The organism is Burkholderia sp. AU30198 (assembly GCF_020419825.1).
GTDB lineage: Bacteria > Pseudomonadota > Gammaproteobacteria > Burkholderiales > Burkholderiaceae > Burkholderia.
The window spans coordinates 148,238-169,974 of record NZ_JAIZSA010000017.1 but is presented as its reverse complement, the minus strand read 5'-3'; the positions used below and the strand labels follow the sequence as shown (position 1 = coordinate 169,974).

The following is a 21,737-nucleotide window of genomic DNA, read 5'->3' as shown; positions in this document are numbered from 1 at the left end:
CCTGATGTTCATCTCGATTGCATGCAATGCAGAAACGCGTGGTATTCCGGACGGCTTCGTCGATCCGTTGCTGACTCGTCCGCCCATGCTGGATGTCGGGCCGCGATTGCCGGGTGACGACACGCCGATTGGGTGCCCTTCATCCGTCGACCTGACGAAGCCGCTGACGATTGGTGATGCGATCGACCTCGCACTTTGCCTCAGTCCGCGAATTCGGGTTGCATGGGCATCGATCAAGATCCAGGCGGCCGCACTGGGCGAAGCCCGATCGGCGTGGCTTCCGACCGTTAGCGGATCGATCAGCCAACTGACGACCTATAACCGATATCCGGACGCACCAACGATGAATACGCGCGGCGCCGGCAGGACATCGAACGCGAGCCTGAACTGGCGGTTACTCGACTTTGGTGGGCGGGCTGCGAACCGCGCCGCGGCGCAACAACTGCTGACGGCTGCGTTGGCTGGTCACGACGCCGCGATGCAAAAGACGGTTGTGGAGGTCATCGGAAGCTATTTCGATTTCCAGAATGCGCAAGCGGCGTTCGTGGCGCGTACCGAGTCCGCGGCATTGGCTGAGGCGACATTGAGGGCATCGCGTCAGCGGCTGGCACGGGGCGTCGCATCCCGAGCAGACGCGTTGCAGGCGGAGACGGCGTTGGCCAAGGCGACGCTGGCAGCACGACGTGCTGGCGGGGACGTGGCTCGCGCACGTGCAGAACTGGTTTTTACGACGGGGCTGCCTGTGGGTACGCGGATCGAGGTCGAGGAGGCCGTCGTGCCGGTTGCGATGGATGCAGAGCGCCAGCTAAGCGAGTGGCTTAGCGTGGCGGAAAGCTCTCACCCGGAAATCAAGGCGGCTCGGGCCCAATGGAAGGCTGCCGAAGCGAAAGTGACGACTGTTCGGTCGGAGGGGATGCCGACACTGGATCTGAGCGGCACGTTGTCGAGGAACGGCTATCCAAATCAGGGATTGCAGTCGGTGCGGGCGACGCAGACAAGCATCGGCCTCACTTTAACGATTCCGTTCTTTGAGGGATTTTCTCGCACGTACCGGATACGCGGAGCGCAGGCCCAGGTTGAACAGGCGCACGCACGGCTTCTCGATACGCAACAGCAGATTCTGCGCGATGTCCTGAAGGCCCATGCTGATGCCGAGACGACCGCGGACAACCTGGATGTGTCCGCACGCTTGCTGGCTGCTGCGGAAGCAGCATTGGCATCGGCGCGCAATCGTTACGCGCTTGGCGCCGGTGACATTCTGGAACTGCTTTCGGCGCAGGCGGCGCTTTCAGATGCACGCCAGGAACGGGTGCGAACGCAGGCCGAGTGGGAAGCAGCACGGCTTCGGCTGTTTGCCAGCGCAGGTGTCATGGGGCGGTGGGCGCTCCGGTAGCGCAGCAGGCGACGGTAGAGACGGCCGCCGTGCGCAGCGGGCCGTCTTTTCTCACTGCTCCACCACCGGCATGTTCTGCACAACCAGCATCTGCGGGCTCGACAGCGTGATCCCTGCCGCGCGCAACTGCTTAAGGATCTCGAACAGCAGGTCGCTCTTCGTCGAACCGGCGATCCGCGGGCTCGCCACGTAACCCGTCACGCTCAGCGTAATCCCGTCCGGGGTGAGCTGGCTGAACGTGACCGACGGCGCCGGCTTCTCGAGAATCGCGTCATGCGAGCGATACGCGGCGAGCAGCAGGTCGCGCACCTGCTCGGGATCGGTGTTCAGCGGGAACGTCAGCACCAGCGTCGCGACGCCCTGCGTGCTGTTGCCCATCGTCACGTTGCGCAGGTTCTGCGAGATCAGTTGCGAGTTCGGCACGATCACGGTCGAGCGGTCGCTGAGCTGGATCTCGGTCGCACGCACGTTGATGCGGCGGATATCGCCTTCGACGCCCGCGATGCTGATCATGTCGCCCACCTTCACCGGGCGCTCGGTCAGCAGGATCAGCCCCGACACGAAATTCTTCACGATCTCCTGCAGGCCGAAACCGATACCCACCGACAACGCACTGACGATCCACGCGAGGTTGTTCCACCTGACGCCGAGCAGCCCGAGCGTCATCAGCACGAGCAGCACGTAGCCGACGTTGGTAAACAGCGTGATCAGCGACACGCGCATCCCCGTATCCATGCCGAGCGCGGGCATGAACTCGCTGTCGAGCCAGCGGCGCAGCGAGCGCAGCAGGTAGAAGCCGATCGCGAACCCGATCACGGCGTTCATGATTCGGTCGGGCATGATGTTCAGGCTCTGCAGCCGCTGGCTGCCGATCATCGCGACCGCGCTGTCGAGCAGGTCGCCCGGCGTCGTGCCGAAACCGCCCGTCAGCAGCGCGATGGCCGCGATCAGCATCAGCAGGCTGGTGCTGAAACCCGACAGGACCGTGCGGGCCTGGTCGAGATGCCGGTCTTCGAGCGCGAACAGGTTCTTGATCTGCTGGCCCGTCGACAGGCTCGACGAGAACAGGCTTTCGCTCGCGTCGCGCATCAACTGGATCAGGATGTAGGTGGCGCCCAGCACGATCTCGAACCACACGAGCTCGTAGGTAATGAAGCGCGCGACCGTGATGTAGCCGATCAGCAGCGCGATCAGGGCCGCGACGATGGCCAGCGTGACGGCGGCATGGATCAGCCCGGCGAGCGTCGAGCGCTGCTCGGGCGCTTCGCCGGCGGCCGCGAGCGCGCTGCGCGCGCGGTTCGAGCGCAGCAGCGACGCGCCGACCGTCAGCGCGACGACGAGCGACACGATACCGCGGCCGAACAGCGTGACCGACAGGCTGGTGTCGACGATCCGGTTGATCGATTCGAGCGTGCCGGACATCAGCAGCAGCGCGGCGAGGATGCCGGGGAAGGGCTTCATCGCGAGTGCGACGGGATCGGCGAGCGCGGGCAGGCGCCACGACGGATGCTTCGTGCAGAGCAGCGCGCGGCCGAGCCCGGCGATCAGCGCGCAGGTCGCGGCAAGCTTCGCGAACTGGTCCCACAGATCGGTCAACCCCGGCGTGAGGTCGTAGTGGCGCGCGACGGCGAGGTACAGGATCTGAACGGCAATGGCGGTGGCCAGCAGGGTCGACAGCGCAGTCGACAACGCCAGCGCGCTACGGCGCAGGCGGGTCGCCGGCAGGCGGTTCACGCAGAACCAGGCGAGCCCGCGCTCGATGAGCCGGCGACCGCCGATCCATGCCGCGAACGCGGCAATCAGCAGCAGCGTGGTGATCGCCTTTTGTCCGGGCACCCACGACGAGCGCAGCATGTCGAGCATTTCTTCGTCGAAGTCCCCGAGCCGCTGGGCGTCGTCCGGCGAAAGATGGAACAGCGGCAGCCAGAACTGCGCGCTGAAAATGCCGCCCGAACGGAACGCGAGCTGGTTCTTCAGCAGGCCGCGATGCAGCTTCGCGAACTGTTCGTTCAGGTTCGTGAGGTTGGTCTTCTGGTCGGCAGTCTGCTTCAACGCCGCATCGAGCTGCAGCTTGCGCGCGTTCAGCGTCGCCCGCTGCTTCGCCACGGCCGGCGTTTCCGGCGCGGCGCCGTCGGCAGGCGGGGGGCCGAGCACGTCGAGTTGCGCCTGGATCTGCGCGCGTTGCGGAACGAGATCGCTCTGCAGCTTCTCGACATCGGTGCTCAGATCCTGCGTCGCATTGTCGAGCGCGTCCAGCTCCTTGCTGCTCGTTGCGGTCGAGGTCTGCTGCTTGATGCGGTCCTGCTCGGCCTGCATCTGCTTGAGCTGCGCGATGGCGTCGTTCAGCGAGATGGCCGGGACGGGTGCGCCGACGCCGCTCGCCATCGGGGCCGAGGCGGCCCCTGGAAACGCCGACGCGGTCGCGATCGCCGCGAACTGCAGCAGCGCGATCAGCGCGATCCGGCGCGCGTAGAGAGAGAGTCGTTGTATGGACATGGAATGCTTACGATTGGCCGACAGTGCCGGTCGCCGAAAGGCGCCCGGAAGCCGGTGATTGGCCCGGTAGCATGTTACCGGGGCGCGGAGGTGAACGACTTCCGAATGTGCATCTGTGATGTCGTGGCGGCCGAAAAGGGGGACGCACCGCGGGTTGGGCCGTTTGCGCCGTATTACGGCGGGTGTGTGGATCGAATGGTGCCGAATCGGGCCCGTTTTCGGCGCTCGGCGATGGCTGGCGGCGGGACAGACGGTTACGAAATTTACATAAAGCCGGCGCGTGGGCGAACCGGATAAACGGGGCATGAGTCGCATGCCCCATGCAGGGGGACGGGCATTGTCAGGCCGTCCGGTCGTCGTACAATCCCGCGAGTCACCGGCAGGTCGTCCGGGACACGAGACGCGGCTCAGTCGCCGAGCGTCGAAACACGAACAACGAAAAGAATCCTGAGAGCGTGGCAGATCAAACACTTCCTTCGCGCGCGGCGGATGAATCGACAACGCGGTGGCCGTCCGATGCGGATCCGGGCCATGTCGTGCCCTTCGGCGCAGGCATCCGTGCGTGCGGCGACGCGGACGTCGGCTGGCCGGTGCCGGTGATTCACGCGATTCCGCGCCCGGGCAAACTCGCGGCCGATGTCCGTCAGACCCGACGTCGAGCCGGAGGCGATTGATGGCACTTCATCCACAGAAGATCGAAAGCGTTCTGCGGCTCGATGCGCAGGCGCGGCGCGATTACTTCATTCGCAAGATTGCCGACTCGGAAGTCGTCTGGGGATTGTTCGATACGGGGTGGGCGACCGCAACCGCAGAGGGCCGCATCGCGATTCCGTTTTGGCCCGAGCAGGACTTCGCGGCGCTATGTGCCGATGACGCGTGGACGGGCTTTCATGCGAAAGCGATTCCGCTCGACGCGTTCTTGTCGCGCTGGCTGCCCGGGATGGAGACGGATCAAAGGCTATGTGCGGTTTTTCCGGCGCCGGCAGACAACGGGCGGCTTGTATTGCCGCGGGATCTGCTGGCGTCGATCCGGCTGGAGCTGACGCAATATGAGTGAATCGAAACGCGTTCGCTTCGGGACACGAAACAGATTGAGGATGTGATGCATGGGCTATTCCATCAATAAAAGCGATGTCATTCCGTATGCCCCGGACGCGATGGGCAACTTCTTTTGCTATGCGTACGAGTGGGTGGACAACCTGAATTTCTGCCGCCCTGCCAGTGAATTCCTGAGCGATCCGGCGCCGTATGAAAAGGTCGCACGCGAGCGGTTCCTTCAGGATGGCTGGAGGGGCGATGGTCGTATCGAGCTGATGTGGCTTCCTCCGTTTGTATTGGGCGGATTACTGGAGAACAGGGTGGACGAGTACCTGACGATCGCCGGCAAAATGTGGACGTATGGTCTGGTGCTCTGGCACGTCAAGCAGGACGCGGATGGCACGTCGTTCATCCTGTCGCCGGTAGCGCTGAATATGCGTGACTTCGGTATCGATTGAATCGGGGCGCCTGCATGAAATATTTTGCTTTGCCGGAGAACGGCGAGCAGGGATGTCCGGCCGGCGCATGTACTGGAGCGATCCGCGTGAAACGGATACGGTGAAAGATGACGAAAATCTGGACCACGGAGGCGGACTATCCGGAACGCCGGATGGCACGCTACGACGAAGCAAAAAACGGGGTGGATCGTTTCGAGTTGCAGGCGGGAAAGCGCGTCGCAACGCCAGCCCCTTTGTGGTTCGAGCTTCCCCGAAGCGGGAGGCCCAAGATCGCGGACTACGGCGTCATCTGGTCGGACATCCTGATTCCGCTCGTCAGTGACGCGGTGCGGGCTGCGATCGAGGAACTGGCGAACGACGACGATGTTCAGTTCATCCCGGCCGTCATCGGCTCGCGCGGCGACGCTATCGATGGCGCGTACTTTCTTCTCAACCCGATGCGGACAGTCGATGCGGTCGATCACGACGCTTCCGAGCCGATCATGGTGAAAATCCACGGGTTTCCTGACGCCAGGGTCGGCTTCAAAAAGATGGTCTTGCGCCCTGATTTCCCCGCCAACGGTATAGGGCGGCAATCCGACTCCCCGACCTGCATCGTCGTCGGGGATCAACTGGCCGATGCCGTACTGCGCGCCGCGAAGAAAGGCGTCCGGTTCACGACGGGTATCCCGCCGGCCGCTTGAGGCCGGATCAAGCAAGCGTGCTGTCAGCGATACCGGAGATCGGCGACAGCCGAGTGTGCCTAGCAAGGGGCGATCTATCGTGAAGTATTACGTTCTGTCTCAAGGTTCAGCGCCAGGCGGCCGAATCGGCATGCTCAATGGGGCGTTGTATGACCGGTACTATCCGGATGCCAAGCGCGTCGAAGCCGGATATTTCCCGTGGTATGCCAACCCGTCGCGCAGGAAGGCACACGAACCCTTTCCCGCCGGTGTGGTGTTCATCACCGAAGAGGCACGGTGCGATTTTGACGTTCGCAGCGACTTGGGTTTTTATTACCTGATCAGTGAGAGATTCGGCGCTGCCCTCTCTGCGCTTAGCGTCCCGATGGTTGATGTCGCACCCGTCGAGATCCTGTCTTTGGCGGGAGAGCGGGTTTCCGGAAGCGGCTATTGCGTGTCGATCTTCCCGAGCTTTCAACCCGAAGAGGTCGATGGCGGCGAGTCGGCGTTTGTTACCGGAAAGTTCGGCGGCATCGAGAGAATCAGGAAGCTGGTTGTTTCCAGCGATTTTTCATGCCCGATCTTCAAGCTGGCCGGCATGGTCGGGAGCAGCAATTCGCTGATCTGCTCCGGGGATTTTCGCGACGAGGCAGTCAGGCGTGGCATCACGGGCGTCGAATTTCTGGACGTGGAGCGCGTCGATTGGCCGGCCGTGAAGCCCGTATGACGGTGCGCGTCATTCGCCAGTGAGGGCGGCACCGGCCGGATCACAGCCGCTCCAGTGTGTCAGTCGACTGATGTGCTCCGCCGCTCGCCTCGCTAAAATGCGCGAAGCCGCTCGCCAGCACCGCTCTGGTAGCGCCAGGACAATCAAGAATCCGGAGACTTGCCACCATGGCATCCACCCAGCCCGACCCGCTCGCCGCAGCAGGCGCCGTCCGCCCCGCGGCGATCGACCCCGGCTCCATCTCGGCCCGCCTCGACCGCCTGCCGCCTACACGTACCGTCTGGAAGCTCGTCGTTCTGCTGAGCCTCGGCTTCTTCTTCGAGCTTTACGACCTGCTCTATAGCGGCTACGTCGCGCCCGGCCTCGTGAAAAGCGGGATCCTGTCGGCGACGACGCATGGCCTGTTCGGCACCACGGGCGTCGCGAGCTTCATCGCCGCGCTGTTCTCCGGGCTCTTCATCGGCACGATCGCGTGCGGCTTCCTCGCCGACCGCTTCGGCCGCCGCGCGATCTTCACGTGGTCGCTGCTGTGGTACACGGCCGCCAACGTCGTGATGGCGTTCCAGGACACCGCTGCCGGGCTGAACTTCTGGCGCTTCGTCGTCGGTCTCGGCCTGGGCGTCGAGATGGTGACGATCGGCACGTACATTTCCGAGCTCGTTCCGAAGCAGATCCGCGGCCGCGCGTTCGCGTGCGAGCAGGCGGTCGGGTTTGTCGCGGTGCCGGTGGTCGCGTTCCTCGCGTACCTGCTGGTGCCGCATGCGCCGTTCGGCCTCGATGGCTGGCGCTGGGTCGTGCTGATCGGTGCGCACGGCGCGCTGTTCGTGTGGTGGATCCGCCGCGAACTGCCGGAAAGCCCGCGCTGGCTCGCGCAGCAGGGCCGGGTCGACGAAGCCGACCGCATCATGCGCGCACTCGAGGCGAAGGTCGAAGCCGAGTACGGACGGCCGCTGCCGCCGCCCGCGCCTGCCGAGCCCGTGCCGCCGCGCGGCAGCTTCCGCGACATGTGGGTGCAGCCGTATCGCAACCGCACGATCATGATGACGATCTTCAACGTGTTCCAGACGGTCGGCTTCTACGGCTTCGCGAACTGGGTGCCGACGCTGCTGATCAAGCAGGGCATCACGATCACGTCGAGCCTGATGTATTCCAGCGTGATCGCGCTTGCCGCACCGATCGGCCCGCTGATCGGCCTCGTGATCGCCGACCGCTTCGAGCGCAAGTCGGTGATCGTCGCGATGGCGGCGGCGATCGTCGTCTGCGGGCTGCTGTTCAGCCAGACGACGGTGGGCGCATTCCTGATCGTGCTCGGCATCGGCCTCACGCTCGCGAGCAACATCATGTCGTACAGCTTCCACGCGTATCAGGCCGAGCTGTTCCCGACGTCGATCCGCGCACGGGCAGTCGGCTTCGTCTATTCGTGGAGCCGCTTCTCGGCGATCTTCTCGTCGTTCGTGATCGCGGCCGTGCTGAAGGGCTTCGGCACTTTCGGCGTGTTCGCGTTCATCGCGGGCGCGATGGTGATCGTGATGGCCGCGATCGGGCTCATGGGGCCGCGCACGAAGGGCATCGCGCTCGAAGCCATCTCGAAGTAATCGACGGTGGTGCACGCGTGTCGCACGGTTCGTGCGGCATGCGTGCCGTGCGATGGCGATTGCATCGCGCGTACGGCATGTATCGTGTATCGGGAATGATCTGGCATACGAATCGATTTGAAGAGGCCATCGCGTCTTGGCGAAACACACGGCTACCTGTATCGATCTCAAATGCCCAACAAACAAGATTGCCACGTAACGAAAATGCGGGCGGCAACGAGTTGAAACAAAGCGTGACGAAGCGCAAATCCACGGTGAAACCGCAACTGGGCGTCGCTGCCGATTCTTGCTCAGGCGCGTAAAATGAAGGGCCTGACGACTCATTAGCCGCCATCGGACCGCACGCGTTGCATCAGCGAACGGCTCCGTCGCGAAGAGGCGTCGGCGTCGGGCGCACATGATGCGCCGGACGTGTCGATGGCTCGCGCGGAAGATGCGCCGCTCGCAACAGCAGCATGCGGCGGCCGGATCGGCCGATGGCTTCGAACGTATGATGCTTTTCAGCCTGGCGCGGCGATTGGTGAAGCCGCGTAGTCTTGCCCGTGTCGCCGCTGCGTGTATCTGGCTCGCTGCGGCACTGCCGATCGCCGTGCTTGTCGAGCGGCCTGCGTTTGCGGTGTCCGACGCATCGTCGCCTGCTGCTACGTCATCCTCATCAGTCGAGTCGCCCGCATCGGCGGCTTCCCGTGCGCATGCCGCTTCGTCGGCGCATGCATCGTCGGGAGCCTCGGCGGCGCAGTCCGCGCCTGCCGCATCGCACGCGCATCCTGCGCAGCCCGCCAGTCCGGCGTCGGGTGCATCGAGTGCATCGGGCGCATCCGCATCCGCGGCCTCTGCCGCTTCCGCTGCTTCCGCCGCCACACCTGCCTCTGCCGCTTCCACGACGCCCGCCAGCGAGGTTGGGCCCCCCGCGCCGACACTGCCGCGCCGGCATCCGCCGCTATCAGCCGACGAGGCGAAAAATGCGACGGCACGCGCGGTCGACATGCGCAAGCGCTTCACACAGGAAGTCACGCGGCGTCTGAACGTGCCGGCAAGCGAGCAGCGTGCCTACGGCGAGCGGCTCCAGAAGGCGCTCGTCGATGCGGATCTCGGCGATCTCGCCGGCGAATACATCGCGATGGTCGACCGCGCGCCGACCGTGCAGGCGCTGTTCATCTACTTCCGCGCGACGCCGGCCAACGCGTGGATGATGATCGGCGCATCGCCGGTCGGCACCGGGCTGCCGGGCAAGTACGACCATTTCCTGACACCGCTCGGCGTGTTCCATCACTCGCCGGACAACATGGATTTCCGCGCGGAAGGCACGACGAACGAGAACGGCATTCGCGGCTACGGCCGCCGCGACATGCGCATCTACGACTTCGGCTGGGTGGACGGCGAGCGCGGCTGGGGCAAGGGCGGCGTGTCGCCGATGCGCTTCCAGATGCATGCGACCGATCCCGATCGCCTCGAATCGCTGCTCGGCATCCGGCACTCGAAAGGGTGCGTGCGGATTCCCGCGTCGCTGAACACGTTCTTCGACCGGCACGGCCTGCTCGACGACGATTACCAGGCGCGCGTCGAAGCCGGCAAGTCGCTGTGGGTGCTGCGTCGCGATCGCGACATCACGCCGATCGCGGGCCGCTACCTGGTCGTGATCGACAGCGCCCGCAAGACGCGGCCGGCGTGGTCGCCGTTGCCGGGGCGCAAGGCGTGGTCGAAGGTGCCGAAGGGCGGCGACACGGCGGACTGACGGCCGGCGCGGCGCAGCACGCGGCGGCTCCGCTTCGTCCGGATGGACCCATCCGGCGCCGCGCCACACCTTTGCGTTTCCCTGCCTGTCGCATGGGCGTGCGCCGGCTGGCATACGTCGCTCACGTTCGCTATATTGGCGTCCGGCGGCGATCGGTCGTGTCGCCGCCGCCGTGCGCTGTCGCGCCGGACATTCCCAAAACAATTCGAAGAGAGAGGCTTCAGCCGTGCGTACCCCCTTGTTCTGTCTGCTGTTGCTCGCGTCGCTGTCCGCGCGGGCCGGCACTGCCTGCGATACCCTGCTCGGCGATTACGCGCCGGCGGCCGGTAAACCCGCGACGCTGCGCGTCGAGAAAGTGGGCGGCGAGATCGTGCTGCGCGTGCGCGACGCCGGCCAGTGGAGTGTCGAAACGGCGCCGACGCACGAGGCCGAGCTGGAAACCGAGGGCCCCGACAAGGCGCCGCCGGGCGCCTGCGTGCTCGACGTGCCGGGCGGCGAACTGATCAAGATGCCGATTGGCTCGCCGTATCAGGTCACGTCGATTACCGGCCAGAACTTCGAGACGAAGCATTCGACGACGGGTGTCGTGATGCTGGCGATGCAGGGTTTCCAGGTCAACGGGATCGAACTGTATCCGGTCGCGCGCAGCGGCGATTCGCCGCCTGAGCCCGTGAAGGCGGTGGCGGGCCGGGAGATTGCCGACGCGGGCCGGTGCCCGGGCCACCATCCGCCCGACATGAGCCAGGCCGACTTCGATGCGCTGCCGGAACCCGCCCACAAGTACTTTGCCGGACTCGAACCGGTGCGACAGCGCGCGTTCGTGTGCGGCCAAGCGCTCGACGAGATCGTCGGCGACGGCGTGACGTCGAACGACGACAAGGAAGTCGATTCGATGTGGCGCTGGCTCGGCGTGATGTTGCGTGCGCACCAGGTGCCGCGCGACGAACACGGCCGCGACGATCGCTGGCGTGTGGCCGGCCAGTTGCTGCGGCAGAACCGGCCGGACGCGGGCGCACCGACGTCGCCCGATCGCGCGCGCCGGCAGGCGCTCGTGCTCGACGTGCTGGTGCCGAACCTGCCGCCGCCCGACACGCTGCGCGACGGCCGAGAAGAGCAGGCGAGCGATCTCGTTGCGGAAATCGTGCAACTGCCGGAGCCGGATGCGCTCGCGGTGCTCGGCAAGTGGCAGGCGCGCGGCATGCTGCGCTGGCAGCTCCGTGACAACAACCCGTACCGGCTCGCCGACGTCGCGTTGCCGGACGCATTGAATCCGCCCGTGCCGGCATCGGTCTTCGTGCTGCTCGCGAAGGACGCAAACCCGGACGTGCTACACGACGATGCGCTGCTCGACGGCGAGGTGACCGCGCGTCGTGTCGACGGCGTGCAGCGCCTGCTCGATGCCGGCGTGAAGCCGTCCGCGAAAGTGCTGGCGGACGCCGCCGATACGCCGGAGATCCTGCGGCTGCTGAAGGCATCCGCTGCACACTGACCGCGACCGAACCGACGCCATACAACGACAACGAGGGCGATCCGACCGATGGGCAATCGAGCATGGCTCTATCTCCAGGCCGCTGATGGAGACGACGCGCGGACGATCGAGTTCGCGGAATCCAACAATCACTTTCCGCTGCTATGGCGCGTGCTGCTCGCCGACGGCGGCGCGGGCGACGCGATTACGGATCAGCGCGTGTTCGGCGACGCGGGCACGCCGAATCTCGCCAGCGATGCGCGGGCCGCGCATGCGCGCCTCAGCCGGCTCGCATCGTTCGTCGTCGCACATCCGCTGCCCGGCGACGATCCGGCGCTCGCGCGCCAGTTCGATGCGCTCTTACGCCATCTCGGCGAATCGATCGACGCGCTCGGCGATGCGCATGGCGCGCCACGGTTTTCCGCGAATCTCGACGAGTTGTCGTGGCTTGCCGGCGGCGAGCCGGACGCATTCATCGACGAGGAGCGCGACACCTGCACGCGCCTGTGGTGGCAAGTCGCGAACTGCATGGACTTCCGCGATGTGCGCGGCGTGCGTGATGCGCTCGAGATCGAAGCGCGTCCCGACTGGCGCGACTGGGCGTGGGGCTTCGGATTCGGCGGCGTGTCGCATCACTATTTCAAGCGTCAGGAGCCGCCCCGCGGCGTGACGTTTGCCGAGATGTTCGATGCCGGCGAGGTACATGGCCGCTGGCTCGCCTGCGACACGTTCAGCTTTCGCGGACGCAACGGCTTGTGGGGCGTCCGGCGCGAGAACAACGACGCATGGGACGTGATCGTGCCGCCGGCGTGGACGAGCCTGTGGCGCAGCGGCGCGCACGACGACCGGTTGCTGTGGGTGGCGCGCGACGGGCAGTTCGGCCTGTTGCTCGCCGATGAGGCGGGTGCGCGCGTCGTGCGCGAGCCGGCATTCGACGAAGTTTGGAACTTCACGGGCGACATCGCATGCGTGCGGGTCGGCGAGCGATTCGGGCTCGTACGCACGGACGGCACGTGGGTGCTCGAACCGTTGCTCGACAACTTCGGCGAGTTCTCCGACGGGCTGGCGTCCGCGAGCCTGGACGAACGCTGGGGCTTCGTCGACACGAACGGCGCGTGGGTGATCCCGCCGCGTTTCGACGATGCGCAGGAATTCGTGAACGGCGCCGTCGTGGCGGTGTGCGAGGGCGAGCACTGGGGGCTGGTCGATCGCGACGGGCAATGGCGGGCACGGCCCGAATGGACGTCGCTCGAATGGTCGTCCGAATGCGGTGCGTTCATCGCCCAGCGGGGCGATCACGTCGGCCTCGTCGATCTGAAAGGCCGGACGGTCGTCGAGCCGCGTTACGCGGAAATCGCCAGGCTGATCGACGGCGAGCGGACGGAGACCGTGACCGACCTTGGCGCGATTCGCCACATCGTGCGGCGCGGCGACGGACGTTGCGCAATTGTCGACGGGCTGGGCCGTGCGCTGACGCGGTTCGATTTCGTGAACATGTGGGCGCTGCCGTGGTTGCCGGATGACACGGCGGTGCCGCGCGAGCTGTTCACGCGCTATGCGGTCGGCCTCTTGTCGGAGGACCCGATGCATGTCGCGATCTGCGATCTGGAGGCGGGCACGACGATTTCGCTGGGGCGCTGCGACGACCTGACCGGCCTGTTCTTCGCGTCCGGTTACGGCTGGCTGGCCGGCGTGCTGGACGAGGACGGCGACGACGTGCGCGCGACCGTGTTCCGTGCGGACGGCACCGTGCTGCATCCGGCCCGTTACACACGGATCGGCGATGACGCGCTGTTCGACGGCAACGCCGCGCGCACGTTGCTGATGTCGTGGCCTGTCCGCCGCGCCGCGATCGCGGAAAACTGGCGCGACGGCAAGCCGGTCGCGGCATGGCGCGACGATGGCGTGGCCGTCTGGTTGTATCCGGACGGGCGCGCGACGACGACGCGCACGTAAAGCGAACGGCCGTCTTGCCCGACGGCCCCAGGATCAGCGGAACAACCTCAGCCAGTCGAACAGGCCCGGATGCGGCGTGCGCCGCCGCGGCGCCGGCGCGCTGCGCGGCCGGAAGTCGGGCGAGAACTGCGCGTGCGGATCGATCGCCCGCGCGCGCAGCGCCGCATCGTAGAACGTGCCGACGATCGGCAGCGCGCTGTGTGCGCCCGCGCCCCAGTAGTCGCTGCGCAGCGTCACGCTGCCGTCGTCGAAGCCGACCCACGCGCCGGCCACGAGTTGCGGATGCATCAGGATGAACCAGCCGTCCGCGTTGTCCTGCGTCGTGCCCGTCTTGCCGGCGACGTCGACGCGGATCCCGTAGCGCGAGCGGATGTCGGCGCCGGTGCCGCGATCGACGACGTCGCGCATCACGTCGACCAGCGTCTGCGCGGCGGGCGCCGGCAGCGCACGTTCGGGCGGCGCGCTGCCGAAGGTGGCGAGCACCTTGCCGTCGCGATCCTCGATGCGCGTGATCATCTGCGGCGCGACGTACACGCCGCGGTTCGCGATCGTGCCGTACGCGGACACCATCTCCTTCAGCGTGACGGGGCTCGTGCCGAGCGCGAGCGACGGTACCGCTTCGAGCGGGCTCTCACGCACCCCCATCGCACGTGCGAGCTGCGCGACCTTCGCGGCGCCTTCCTGCTGCATCACCTGCGCGGTGATGCGGTTGCGCGACAGCGCGAGCGCGTCGCGCAACGTCATCGGCTCGCCCGTCGGCGGCTCCTCGTCGGTCGGGCGCCAGACCGCGCGGCCGCCGATCGGGATCGCCACCGGGCGGTCGACGAACGTATCGCCCGGCCGCATGCCGTCCGCGAACGCGGCGCCATAGACGAACGGCTTGAACGTCGAGCCTGGCTGGCGCCGCGCCTGCGACACGTGATCGAACGGCTCGCTGCCGAAATCGGGGCTGCCCACCCACGCGCGGATCGCGCCGTTGCGCGGGTCGATCGCGACGAAGCCGGCCTGCACCTGGGTCTTGCGTTCGCACAGCGCTCGCATGAACTCACGATTGGCGCCGAGCTGCTTCAGCGCCGCGACATCGGTGAGCCCCGTGTCGCGAGCCTGCCGATAGTCGGGCGTCTGGCGGATGAAGCCGCGGAACAGGTCGTTGCGCAGCCCGCAGCCGGACGGGCCGCGCCACGCGCTGTCGGCGATCGCCTGCAGCCGTTCGGTCTGCCGCGCCAGCGCTTGCGTCGCCATGTCCTGCAGCCGCGCGTCGAGCGTCGTGCGTACAACGAGGCCGTCCGAGTACAGATCGTAGTTGTTGCGATCGGCCCACGCGATCAGCCATTTGCGCAGCTGCACCGCGAAGTGCGGGGCGAGGCCGGGCTGCCCCGACTGCGGCTCGAAGTCGACGCGCAGCGGCTGGCGCTGCAGTTTGGCGAGCTCCTGCGGCGTCAGCATGCGCATCTGCGCCATCCGGTCGAGCACGATGTTGCGCCGCTGTACCGCGCGTTCCGGATTCAGCACCGGGTTGTAGTAGCTGTTGCCCTTCAGCATCCCGACGAGCGTCGCGCTTTCGACGATGTCGAGCTGGTCGGCCGACTTGCCGAAGTAGGTGCGCGCGGCCATTTCGACGCCGTACGCGTTGTACAGGAACGGCACGGTGTTCAGGTAGGTCTCGAGAATCTCGTCCTTGCTGTACACCGACTCGATCTTGAACGCGGTGATCAGCTCCTTCACCTTGCGCGTGAGCGTCGGCGCGCGGCCGACTTCATCCGGATACAGGTTGCGGGCGAGCTGCTGCGTGATCGTCGAGCCGCCCTGGCGGTCGCCCGAGAACGTGTGCAGCCCGGCCGCGAGCGTGCGGCGCAAATCGATGCCGTGATGCGTGTAGAAGCGGTGATCCTCGGTCGCGATCAGCGCGTCGACCATGTGCGGCGAGATCTGCTTGAGCGGCACCCATTCGCGGTTGACCGGCCGGAACTCGGCGATCAGCTGGCCGTCGGCGGACAGCACGCGCGCGGGGCGGTCGATGCGCGCCTTGCGGATGTCGCCGATGCTCGGCGTGAACGGAACGAACGCGAGCAGCACCAGCAGGCCCAGCACCGGTATGGCGGCGAGCGTCAGCGCGACGCCGCGGCGCGTCGGATGACGCAGGCGATGCAGCACGCCGGCGCCCAGCGCGCGGATGCGCGCGCCGCTGGCGGCGGCGAACGGTACGACACGGGCGCGGCAACGGCGCCACACATCTCGGAGAAGCGGCACGAAGCGATTCAAGGCGGCAGGAGCGCGGAGGGAAGAGGCGCGATCCTAGCAAACGGCGCACCTGCGACGCAGGCCAAAACGGCCGTTTGCTTGCAGGATTTACAGACGATTACGTTTGTTGCTCGCCGACAACCTTTTGCGGCACGCGCGGATGCGATTCCGCTGACGAATCGCGGCGGTCAGCCGTTGCGACGGGCCGCCCGATCGGCGCGGCGTGATGTCCGCCGGTCGTCGCGCATCGGGCGGGCCCGCGCCGTCACTTCCACGCATAGCGCAGTCCCACCCACGCGCCGCGCGGCGCGCCCACGCCAACGAACTGCTCGCTCACGGGATTCGCGGGGTCGTAGGTGTGGCCCGGTCCGTTGAAGAAATTCTCGCCGAGTACGCCGAAGCTCGCGTATTGCTTGTTGAGCAGGTTCGTCACGGTCGCGAAGAGCTGCAGTTGTTTCGTCACATTCCACGTTGCGTCGAGATCGATCAGGAAATAGCCCGCGATCTTGCCGTTCGTATCCTGGTTGTTCTCGTCGCCGCGCGCGAAGATGCTGCCGCGCCATGTGAGGTTGGCGCCCAGATCGACCTGCGAGACGGGCGTGTAGTCGAGCCGCAGCTTCACCGTGTTCGCAGGAATGCCGGGAATGCGGTCGCCTGATCGCACGACGATGTTGCCGTTCGCGTCGGCGCTCGAATTGTTCTGACTACTTTCGACGAAGGTCGATTGATAGGTCGCGTCCACGTAGCTGTAGTTCGCGCCGATGCCGACCGGGCCGAACTTCGTGTGCGCGCCCATTTCGAAGCCCTGGCGGCGCGTCTTGCCGACGTTCTGGAAATACCCCTGGCTGCTCGCGCCGCTACTGACGAACTGTATGTCGTCGGAAAGCGTGGTGCGCCACGCTGCGACGTTCCAGGTCGTCGCCGAGCCGATGCGCCCGCGCGCGCCGATTTCCACGGTCCTGGCTATCACGGGCTGTAGGTTCGGATCGGAGACGAAGTCGTTCGGCAGCGAGCAGGGGGCGTTGGGGTCCGCGCACGCGAGCTCGATTACGGTAGGCGAGCGCATGCCCTCGTTGTAGGCCGCATAGACGGTCAGCGCCGGCGTGGGGTTCCAGTTCACGCCGAAGGCCGGATTGAAGCGCGAGAACGTGTGATGCCCGTCCAGGGCAGGCTGCTGGCCGCTTTCGTCGCCGATATCGGCGCGTGCCCAGTCGTAGCGTCCGGAGAAGGTGGCCGAGAGCTGTTGCGTGAGTGAGAGCGTGTCGCTGAAATACAGCCCGTAGTTCGCGCTATGCGTTTTTGCGTTGGTCTGGAGCTGGTAGTCGCCGATGCCCACAGTCGCACGCGTCGCCGTGAAGTAGGCGTCCTGTTGGGACGCCAGATACGTCGAGTTCGCCAGGTCCGCGTTCGCGCCGAGCACGAACTGGTTCTTCATGTCGAGCAACTTGCCGAGCAGCGTCAGCTGCAGGCTCGCGCCGTAGCTATCGGTCGTGATGTCCGAAAGCGCGTTGGTGCCTTCGGCCGAATTCGGATCGGTGGGCTGGAAATTGTTGTTGTTATTGCTGCTGAGATTGCTGTTGTCGTAGTGGCGGTAATAAACGTTGCCGCTGACCTCGACGTTGTCATTGAAATAGTGGTCGCCCGACAGCGTGACCCATGCAGCCTTGTTCTTGTTCTTGTTCTGGTCCGGGTACGTGTAGGCCTGGCGCGGGTTGTCGAGAAACGAGCGCGGGATCGTCTGCGACCCCTGCAAGGTATTGTCCGCGCCGCCTGCCGAGACCGAAAGCGTCGTATCCGCATCGGTATAACGCAGCTTGCCGAAGCCCTGGCGCACCCTGCTCGAATTGTGGTCGGCCCAGCCGTTGTCGTTCGCGACATTGCCGGTCACGTAGTAGTCGAGGTTCGAGCCGATTGTGCCGCCCTGTTCGATCTGGGCGGTCTTGCGCCCCCAGGAACCGCCGCTGATCTCGACGTTGCCGCCGGGATGCGCGCGACCGTTCTTCGTCGAAATCGCGAGGGCGCCGCCGAGCGTGTTCAAGCCATAGGTGGGATTCGATCCGGGGATCAGCTGAATCGTGTCGATGGCCGCCGATGGGATGAGATCCCAATTCACCACGTCACCGAACGGCTCATTCACGCGCACGCCGTCGAGAAACACGGAGAGGCCCTGTGGCGTGCCGAGCAGCGGCGACGCCGTCGAGCCGCGATAGTTCACATCGGTCTGCCAGGGGTTGCCCTGCGCCTCGTTGATATCGACGCTCTGCAGGTTCTTTTCGAAGTAGTCGGTGAGCGACGCGCGATGCTGCGTCCCGATCTCGCTCGCGCGGATGGTTTGCACGTTTGCCGGCACCTGCGTAAGCGGTGTGCCGATACCGAGCAGCGGCGTCGTGCCGATGACGACGATCGTCGGCAGCAGCGTGTCTGCGTGGGCCGCGACCGGCGCGGCTTGCGCCGCGACGTCGAGCGGTGCGCCTGCCAGTACCGTGCCGCAGCAGAGCGCGATGCAGACACGGCACCTGTAGCGCGGCGAGGCCGGGCGGTTTTCGGATGGGTGCATCGTTCTTCTCTCGTCGTACATTCGCATGGCGCGGCGATAGCCGGACGTCTGGTCAACAAGAGCATTACACAGGCACCGCGGGTTGCGCGCGGGAGGATTTCCCGAAGTGCGTCCAGCGCCTGCCTCGAAGGAAAAAATCAGATCGTCGGGATCGCGCGCGGCGAGCGGACCTCATCGCAAATCATTACGTTTTCCTTGATATTCATTGCAATCGACATCGATCTGAAAGGGGGAATGGAATGGATGCATTTCCATAATCTGCGTTTTCGGCCGGGAAAAAACGGGGCAAGATTGCATCGATCAGTGACGCGAGCAGACGAAACGCTAAGACGTCGGAAATTTCGATACGCGAGGCCCGCCACGTGCTCCCATGCACTTCCATTTTGCTTGTCGATGACCATGCGGTCGTGCGCGAAGGCTATAAGAGACTGATCGAGTTCGAATCGGATCTTTGCGTATGCGGTGAGGCCAGGCATGCCGCCGAGGCCTATCACGCGTTCTGCACGCTGCGGCCCGATGTGGTCGTGATGGAGGTGTCGCTGCCAGGCCCGAGTGGCATCGAGGCCATCCGCCGCATGCTTGCGCGCGAGCGCGCAGCGCATATCCTGATATTTAGTGTCCGTGAGGAAACGACTTTCGTGCGCCGCTCGCTCGCCGCGGGGGCGCTCGGTTACGTGACCAAGTCCAGTGCGCCCGACGTGCTTGTCGACGCGGTTCGCACCGTGGCGCGCGGGCGTCGATTCCTGAGTCCCGACGTCGCACAGGCGCTGCACACGAGTGATGCGTTTCGGGAGGGGCACGTTGACAGCGCGCTGTCGGCGCGCGAGTTCGAGGTGCTGGGACTGCTCATCCAAGGTTATACGTTGCTCGCCATCGGCGAGAAACTCGGTATCAGTCAGAAGACCGTGTCCAACCATCAGTCGACGCTCCGCCAGAAGTTCGGCGCGGACAACAGCGTTCAACTTGCCCGCATGGCGAACCGGTTCGGTCTGCCGTTTCAATCGGTTCCAGGCAGTTGATTTCAGGTCGGATCTTTCAGTCGAGGCATGCCATTGATTATTAGTAATACAAAGTGAAGAGAAAGGCGATCAGTCGCCGAAGATGGCTCTGTGAATATTTGATGAACGTCGGGGCGGCTTTCATCGGAGAGAACGATGAGAAAGAAAATCACGGTTGCTTTGTTGCTGGGGGGGCTCATGCCGGCGGCGTGGGCGCAAACGAGCGTGACGTTGTATGGCCGCGTCGACGCGGGGCTCGAGTACCTGAACCACGTCACGACGGCGCCGGGTCAGACCGGCACACGCTTCAGTGCGGAAGGGGGCGACTGGGGCACGAGCATGCTGGGCCTGCGCGGCAACGAGGATCTGGGTGGCGGGTTGTCCACGGTATTCAATCTCGAAACCGCGCTGCAAGTGATGAACGGTACAACGGGCGGCGGACGGCTCTTTTCGAGGCGTGCCTACGTCGGACTGAAAGACGACACGTGGGGGCAGTTCCAGGCGGGGCGCAACCTGTTCATCGACAGCGATGGCGTGTGGGCGTTCGACCCGTTCGTGCAGCAGGCGGTGTCGTCGGCATCCCTCGTGCGCGGGCGCAACTGGCAGCAGACCAGCAATAACGTGGAATACCACAGCCCGGTTTTCCACGGCTTCGACGTGCAGGCGCAATACGCGTTCGGTAACCAGGCGAGCGGCTTCAACAACGGCGCGTCGGGCGAGTTCGGCCGCTCGGACGGTGTCATGCTGACCTACCACTCGCCGTATTTCGACGTCCGCGGCATGTACGACGAGCTGCGCGATTCGACCGGCAAGTTCAGCAACGTCTTCACGAGCTCCCGTGAATATTTCGTCGGCGGAAACGTGCGAATCCAGAAGTTCACGATTCAGACGGCCTGGACGCACTATTCCGCGCCGGACACGCCGGCCGGCCTCGCGGACACCGCAGATCATTTCTGGCTCGGTGCGACATGGCAGGCGAATGCCCAATGGTCGGTGACGGGCGCCGGCTACTACGTCCGTGTGCGCAGCGGCAATGGCGACGCGACGCATGACCCGGCCGGCCACGCGATGCTGTACGCGCTCGGCACGACCTACAACCTGAGCAAGCGCACCTTCCTTTACGGCACGGTGGGTTATGTGCGTAACGGGAGCCACTCGGATTTCTCGGTGTTCGCGACGCCGCTGGGTGCGACGCCGACCACCAATCCGCTCGATGGCGAATCGCAGGTCACGACGTATGTCGGCGTGATGCACACGTTCTGAAACGATAGATGAAGACGGCATCGATGATCGGCATCAAGCGGTTCCGGCAGCGGCGCAACGGCGCTCGTTCGGTTTTTCGACAACGGGCGCAGGCGTGCGGTGCGTTGGGCGTTCTGCTCGTTGCGCCGTCCCTCGCGTGGGCGCAGGCATCCGTGACCTTGTACGGTGTCATCGACACGAGTATCGAGATCACGAATCCGGGCGCGGGATGGGTGGCGCGGATGGACTCGGGTGCGTATCGCGGGTCGCGGATCGGCTTGCGCGGCAGCGAGCCGATCGGCGGCGGGACGAACATTCTGTTCGTACTCGAGAACGGATTCGGCTCGACCAATGGCACGCTCGATACGGCGGGCACGCTGTTCAACCGCCAGGCCTGGATCGGTGCGGGCGGCCCCTGGGGAGAAATGCGCGTCGGACGGCAATATTCGCCGATCTATATCCCGTTCAAAGGCGAGATCGATGCATTTGGTGCGGGAACCATTGCGTCCGGGCTGAACAACTTCTCCAAGATCACGCCCTACGCGAGCAATGCGATCACCTATCTGTCACCGAACATCGCGGGCTTCGACGCAACGGTGATGATGTCGCTGCGTGCGGCGAGCGACAACGACGGCAACGGGCTCGCGGGCAACTTCGAAACGGTGTCGTACCAGTACGGGCCGGTGCGGCTCGCATACGGACACCAGCAGACACACGGCAGTGGAGCATTGCGCGCGAATCTCGCCGGCGTGTCGTATCGCATCGACAAGGCCACCTTGTTCGCGGACTGGTTCAACGGGGCGGGCGGCAGTGCCCCGATTTATCACAACGACGGTTTTGCGGTATCGCTGCGCTATGCGTTCGCGCCGAATCTCGATGCGTCGCTCGGCTATGCGTACGTGCGTGACCGTTCCGGCGGGGACAACAACGCGGACCAGTTCAGTGCGATGTGCGATTACAAGCTATCGAAGACGTTGCAACTGTACGCGAGTGCGGGCTGGTTGCGTAATCGTAGCAACGCGACTTTCACGCTGCGTGGCGTCAACGTAACCGGGCTCCCGCCATCGTGGCCCGGTTCGCTGGTGCGCGGCGTACAGATCGGCATGATCGATCGTTTTTGAATGCGCTGACTCGCCAAAGTGAGCGTAGTGCCAAGGCAGGGTTTGTCTAT

General features: G+C 65.3%; 15 protein-coding genes. 12 read left to right on the top strand and 3 right to left on the bottom strand.

All coding sequences use genetic code 11. The features are described 5' to 3' along the window. Nucleotides 1-4: 4 nt before the first annotated feature. On the top strand, nucleotides 5-1,393 hold the full coding sequence (locus LGN19_RS30630) for a TolC family protein (RefSeq protein ID WP_226218906.1): 1,389 nt from the start codon (nucleotides 5-7) through the stop codon (nucleotides 1,391-1,393). A gap of 51 nt (nucleotides 1,394-1,444) precedes the next feature. On the opposite strand, the gene LGN19_RS30625 is transcribed toward LGN19_RS30630, so the two are convergent. Further along, nucleotides 1,445-3,889, bottom strand: a complete 2,445-nt coding sequence (locus tag LGN19_RS30625) for a DUF3772 domain-containing protein (RefSeq protein ID WP_226218904.1) — start codon at nucleotides 3,887-3,889, stop codon at nucleotides 1,445-1,447. A 673-nt stretch (nucleotides 3,890-4,562) separates the two neighbouring features. On the opposite strand from LGN19_RS30625, the gene LGN19_RS30620 reads away from it, so the two are divergent. From LGN19_RS30620 to LGN19_RS30585, 8 genes are all read left to right on the top strand, one after another. Then, nucleotides 4,563-4,946 (top strand): DUF2750 domain-containing protein, encoded by a 384-nt coding sequence (locus LGN19_RS30620; protein ID WP_174961300.1) that lies wholly within the window; start codon nucleotides 4,563-4,565, stop codon nucleotides 4,944-4,946. A gap of 49 nt (nucleotides 4,947-4,995) precedes the next feature. Beyond that, on the top strand, nucleotides 4,996-5,385 hold the full coding sequence (locus LGN19_RS30615) for a hypothetical protein (RefSeq protein ID WP_122948023.1): 390 nt from the start codon (nucleotides 4,996-4,998) through the stop codon (nucleotides 5,383-5,385). 107 nt (nucleotides 5,386-5,492) lie between these two features. Continuing rightward, the gene (locus LGN19_RS30610; RefSeq protein WP_226218902.1) at nucleotides 5,493-6,068 is read left to right on the top strand and encodes an imm11 family protein; all 576 of its coding nucleotides are present in this window, start codon (nucleotides 5,493-5,495) and stop codon (nucleotides 6,066-6,068) included. Between the two features lie 79 nt (nucleotides 6,069-6,147). Beyond that, complete coding sequence (locus tag LGN19_RS30605) at nucleotides 6,148-6,774, top strand: hypothetical protein (protein ID WP_226218900.1); 627 nt, start codon at nucleotides 6,148-6,150, stop codon at nucleotides 6,772-6,774. Nucleotides 6,775-6,941: 167 nt separating this feature from the next. Continuing rightward, a complete protein-coding gene (locus LGN19_RS30600) occupies nucleotides 6,942-8,369 on the top strand; it encodes an MFS transporter (protein ID WP_122948020.1) in 1,428 nt (475 codons plus the stop codon). A 400-nt stretch (nucleotides 8,370-8,769) separates the two neighbouring features. Beyond that, nucleotides 8,770-10,104: a hypothetical protein gene (locus tag LGN19_RS30595; RefSeq protein ID WP_226218960.1), complete on the top strand. Its 1,335-nt coding sequence runs from the start codon at nucleotides 8,770-8,772 to the stop codon at nucleotides 10,102-10,104. Nucleotides 10,105-10,330: 226 nt separating this feature from the next. Continuing rightward, a complete protein-coding gene (locus LGN19_RS30590) occupies nucleotides 10,331-11,593 on the top strand; it encodes a hypothetical protein (RefSeq protein ID WP_226218897.1) in 1,263 nt (420 codons plus the stop codon). Between the two features lie 48 nt (nucleotides 11,594-11,641). Beyond that, on the top strand, nucleotides 11,642-13,528 hold the full coding sequence (locus tag LGN19_RS30585; protein ID WP_226218895.1) for a WG repeat-containing protein: 1,887 nt from the start codon (nucleotides 11,642-11,644) through the stop codon (nucleotides 13,526-13,528). A gap of 33 nt (nucleotides 13,529-13,561) precedes the next feature. Here LGN19_RS30585 and LGN19_RS30580 read toward each other — a convergent pair whose 3' ends face one another. Further along, nucleotides 13,562-15,790: a penicillin-binding protein 1A gene (locus LGN19_RS30580; protein ID WP_226218893.1), complete on the bottom strand. Its 2,229-nt coding sequence runs from the start codon at nucleotides 15,788-15,790 to the stop codon at nucleotides 13,562-13,564. Nucleotides 15,791-16,034: 244 nt separating this feature from the next. Next, nucleotides 16,035-18,326, bottom strand: a complete 2,292-nt coding sequence (locus LGN19_RS30575; protein WP_226218891.1) for a TonB-dependent receptor — start codon at nucleotides 18,324-18,326, stop codon at nucleotides 16,035-16,037. A gap of 362 nt (nucleotides 18,327-18,688) precedes the next feature. On the opposite strand from LGN19_RS30575, the gene LGN19_RS30570 reads away from it, so the two are divergent. From LGN19_RS30570 to LGN19_RS30560, 3 genes are all read left to right on the top strand, one after another. Next, nucleotides 18,689-19,345, top strand: a complete 657-nt coding sequence (locus tag LGN19_RS30570; RefSeq protein WP_226218889.1) for a response regulator — start codon at nucleotides 18,689-18,691, stop codon at nucleotides 19,343-19,345. Nucleotides 19,346-19,480: 135 nt separating this feature from the next. Next, entirely contained in the window at nucleotides 19,481-20,587 is a 1,107-nt protein-coding gene (locus LGN19_RS30565; RefSeq protein ID WP_174961235.1) for a porin, read from the top strand. Between the two features lie 23 nt (nucleotides 20,588-20,610). Beyond that, the gene (locus tag LGN19_RS30560) at nucleotides 20,611-21,687 is read left to right on the top strand and encodes a porin (protein ID WP_226218958.1); all 1,077 of its coding nucleotides are present in this window, start codon (nucleotides 20,611-20,613) and stop codon (nucleotides 21,685-21,687) included. The last annotated feature ends 50 nt before the right edge of the window (nucleotides 21,688-21,737 follow it).

Bases quoted from the DNA above. Each gene is read 5' to 3' on its own strand.
- LGN19_RS30615 (WP_122948023.1), top strand. From the start codon at position 4,996: ATGGGCTATTCCATCAATAAAAGCGATGTCATTCCGTATGCCCCGGAC.
- LGN19_RS30610 (WP_226218902.1), top strand. From the start codon at position 5,493: ATGACGAAAATCTGGACCACGGAGGCGGACTATCCGGAACGCCGGATG.
- LGN19_RS30620 (WP_174961300.1), top strand. From the start codon at position 4,563: ATGGCACTTCATCCACAGAAGATCGAAAGCGTTCTGCGGCTCGATGCG.
- LGN19_RS30600 (WP_122948020.1), top strand. From the start codon at position 6,942: ATGGCATCCACCCAGCCCGACCCGCTCGCCGCAGCAGGCGCCGTCCGC.
- LGN19_RS30625 (WP_226218904.1), bottom strand. From the start codon at position 3,889: ATGTCCATACAACGACTCTCTCTCTACGCGCGCCGGATCGCGCTGATC.
- LGN19_RS30560 (WP_226218958.1), top strand. From the start codon at position 20,611: ATGATCGGCATCAAGCGGTTCCGGCAGCGGCGCAACGGCGCTCGTTCG.
- LGN19_RS30595 (WP_226218960.1), top strand. From the start codon at position 8,770: ATGCGCCGGACGTGTCGATGGCTCGCGCGGAAGATGCGCCGCTCGCAA.
- LGN19_RS30630 (WP_226218906.1), top strand. From the start codon at position 5: ATGTTCATCTCGATTGCATGCAATGCAGAAACGCGTGGTATTCCGGAC.
- LGN19_RS30575 (WP_226218891.1), bottom strand. From the start codon at position 18,326: ATGCACCCATCCGAAAACCGCCCGGCCTCGCCGCGCTACAGGTGCCGT.
- LGN19_RS30565 (WP_174961235.1), top strand. From the start codon at position 19,481: ATGAGAAAGAAAATCACGGTTGCTTTGTTGCTGGGGGGGCTCATGCCG.
- LGN19_RS30585 (WP_226218895.1), top strand. From the start codon at position 11,642: ATGGGCAATCGAGCATGGCTCTATCTCCAGGCCGCTGATGGAGACGAC.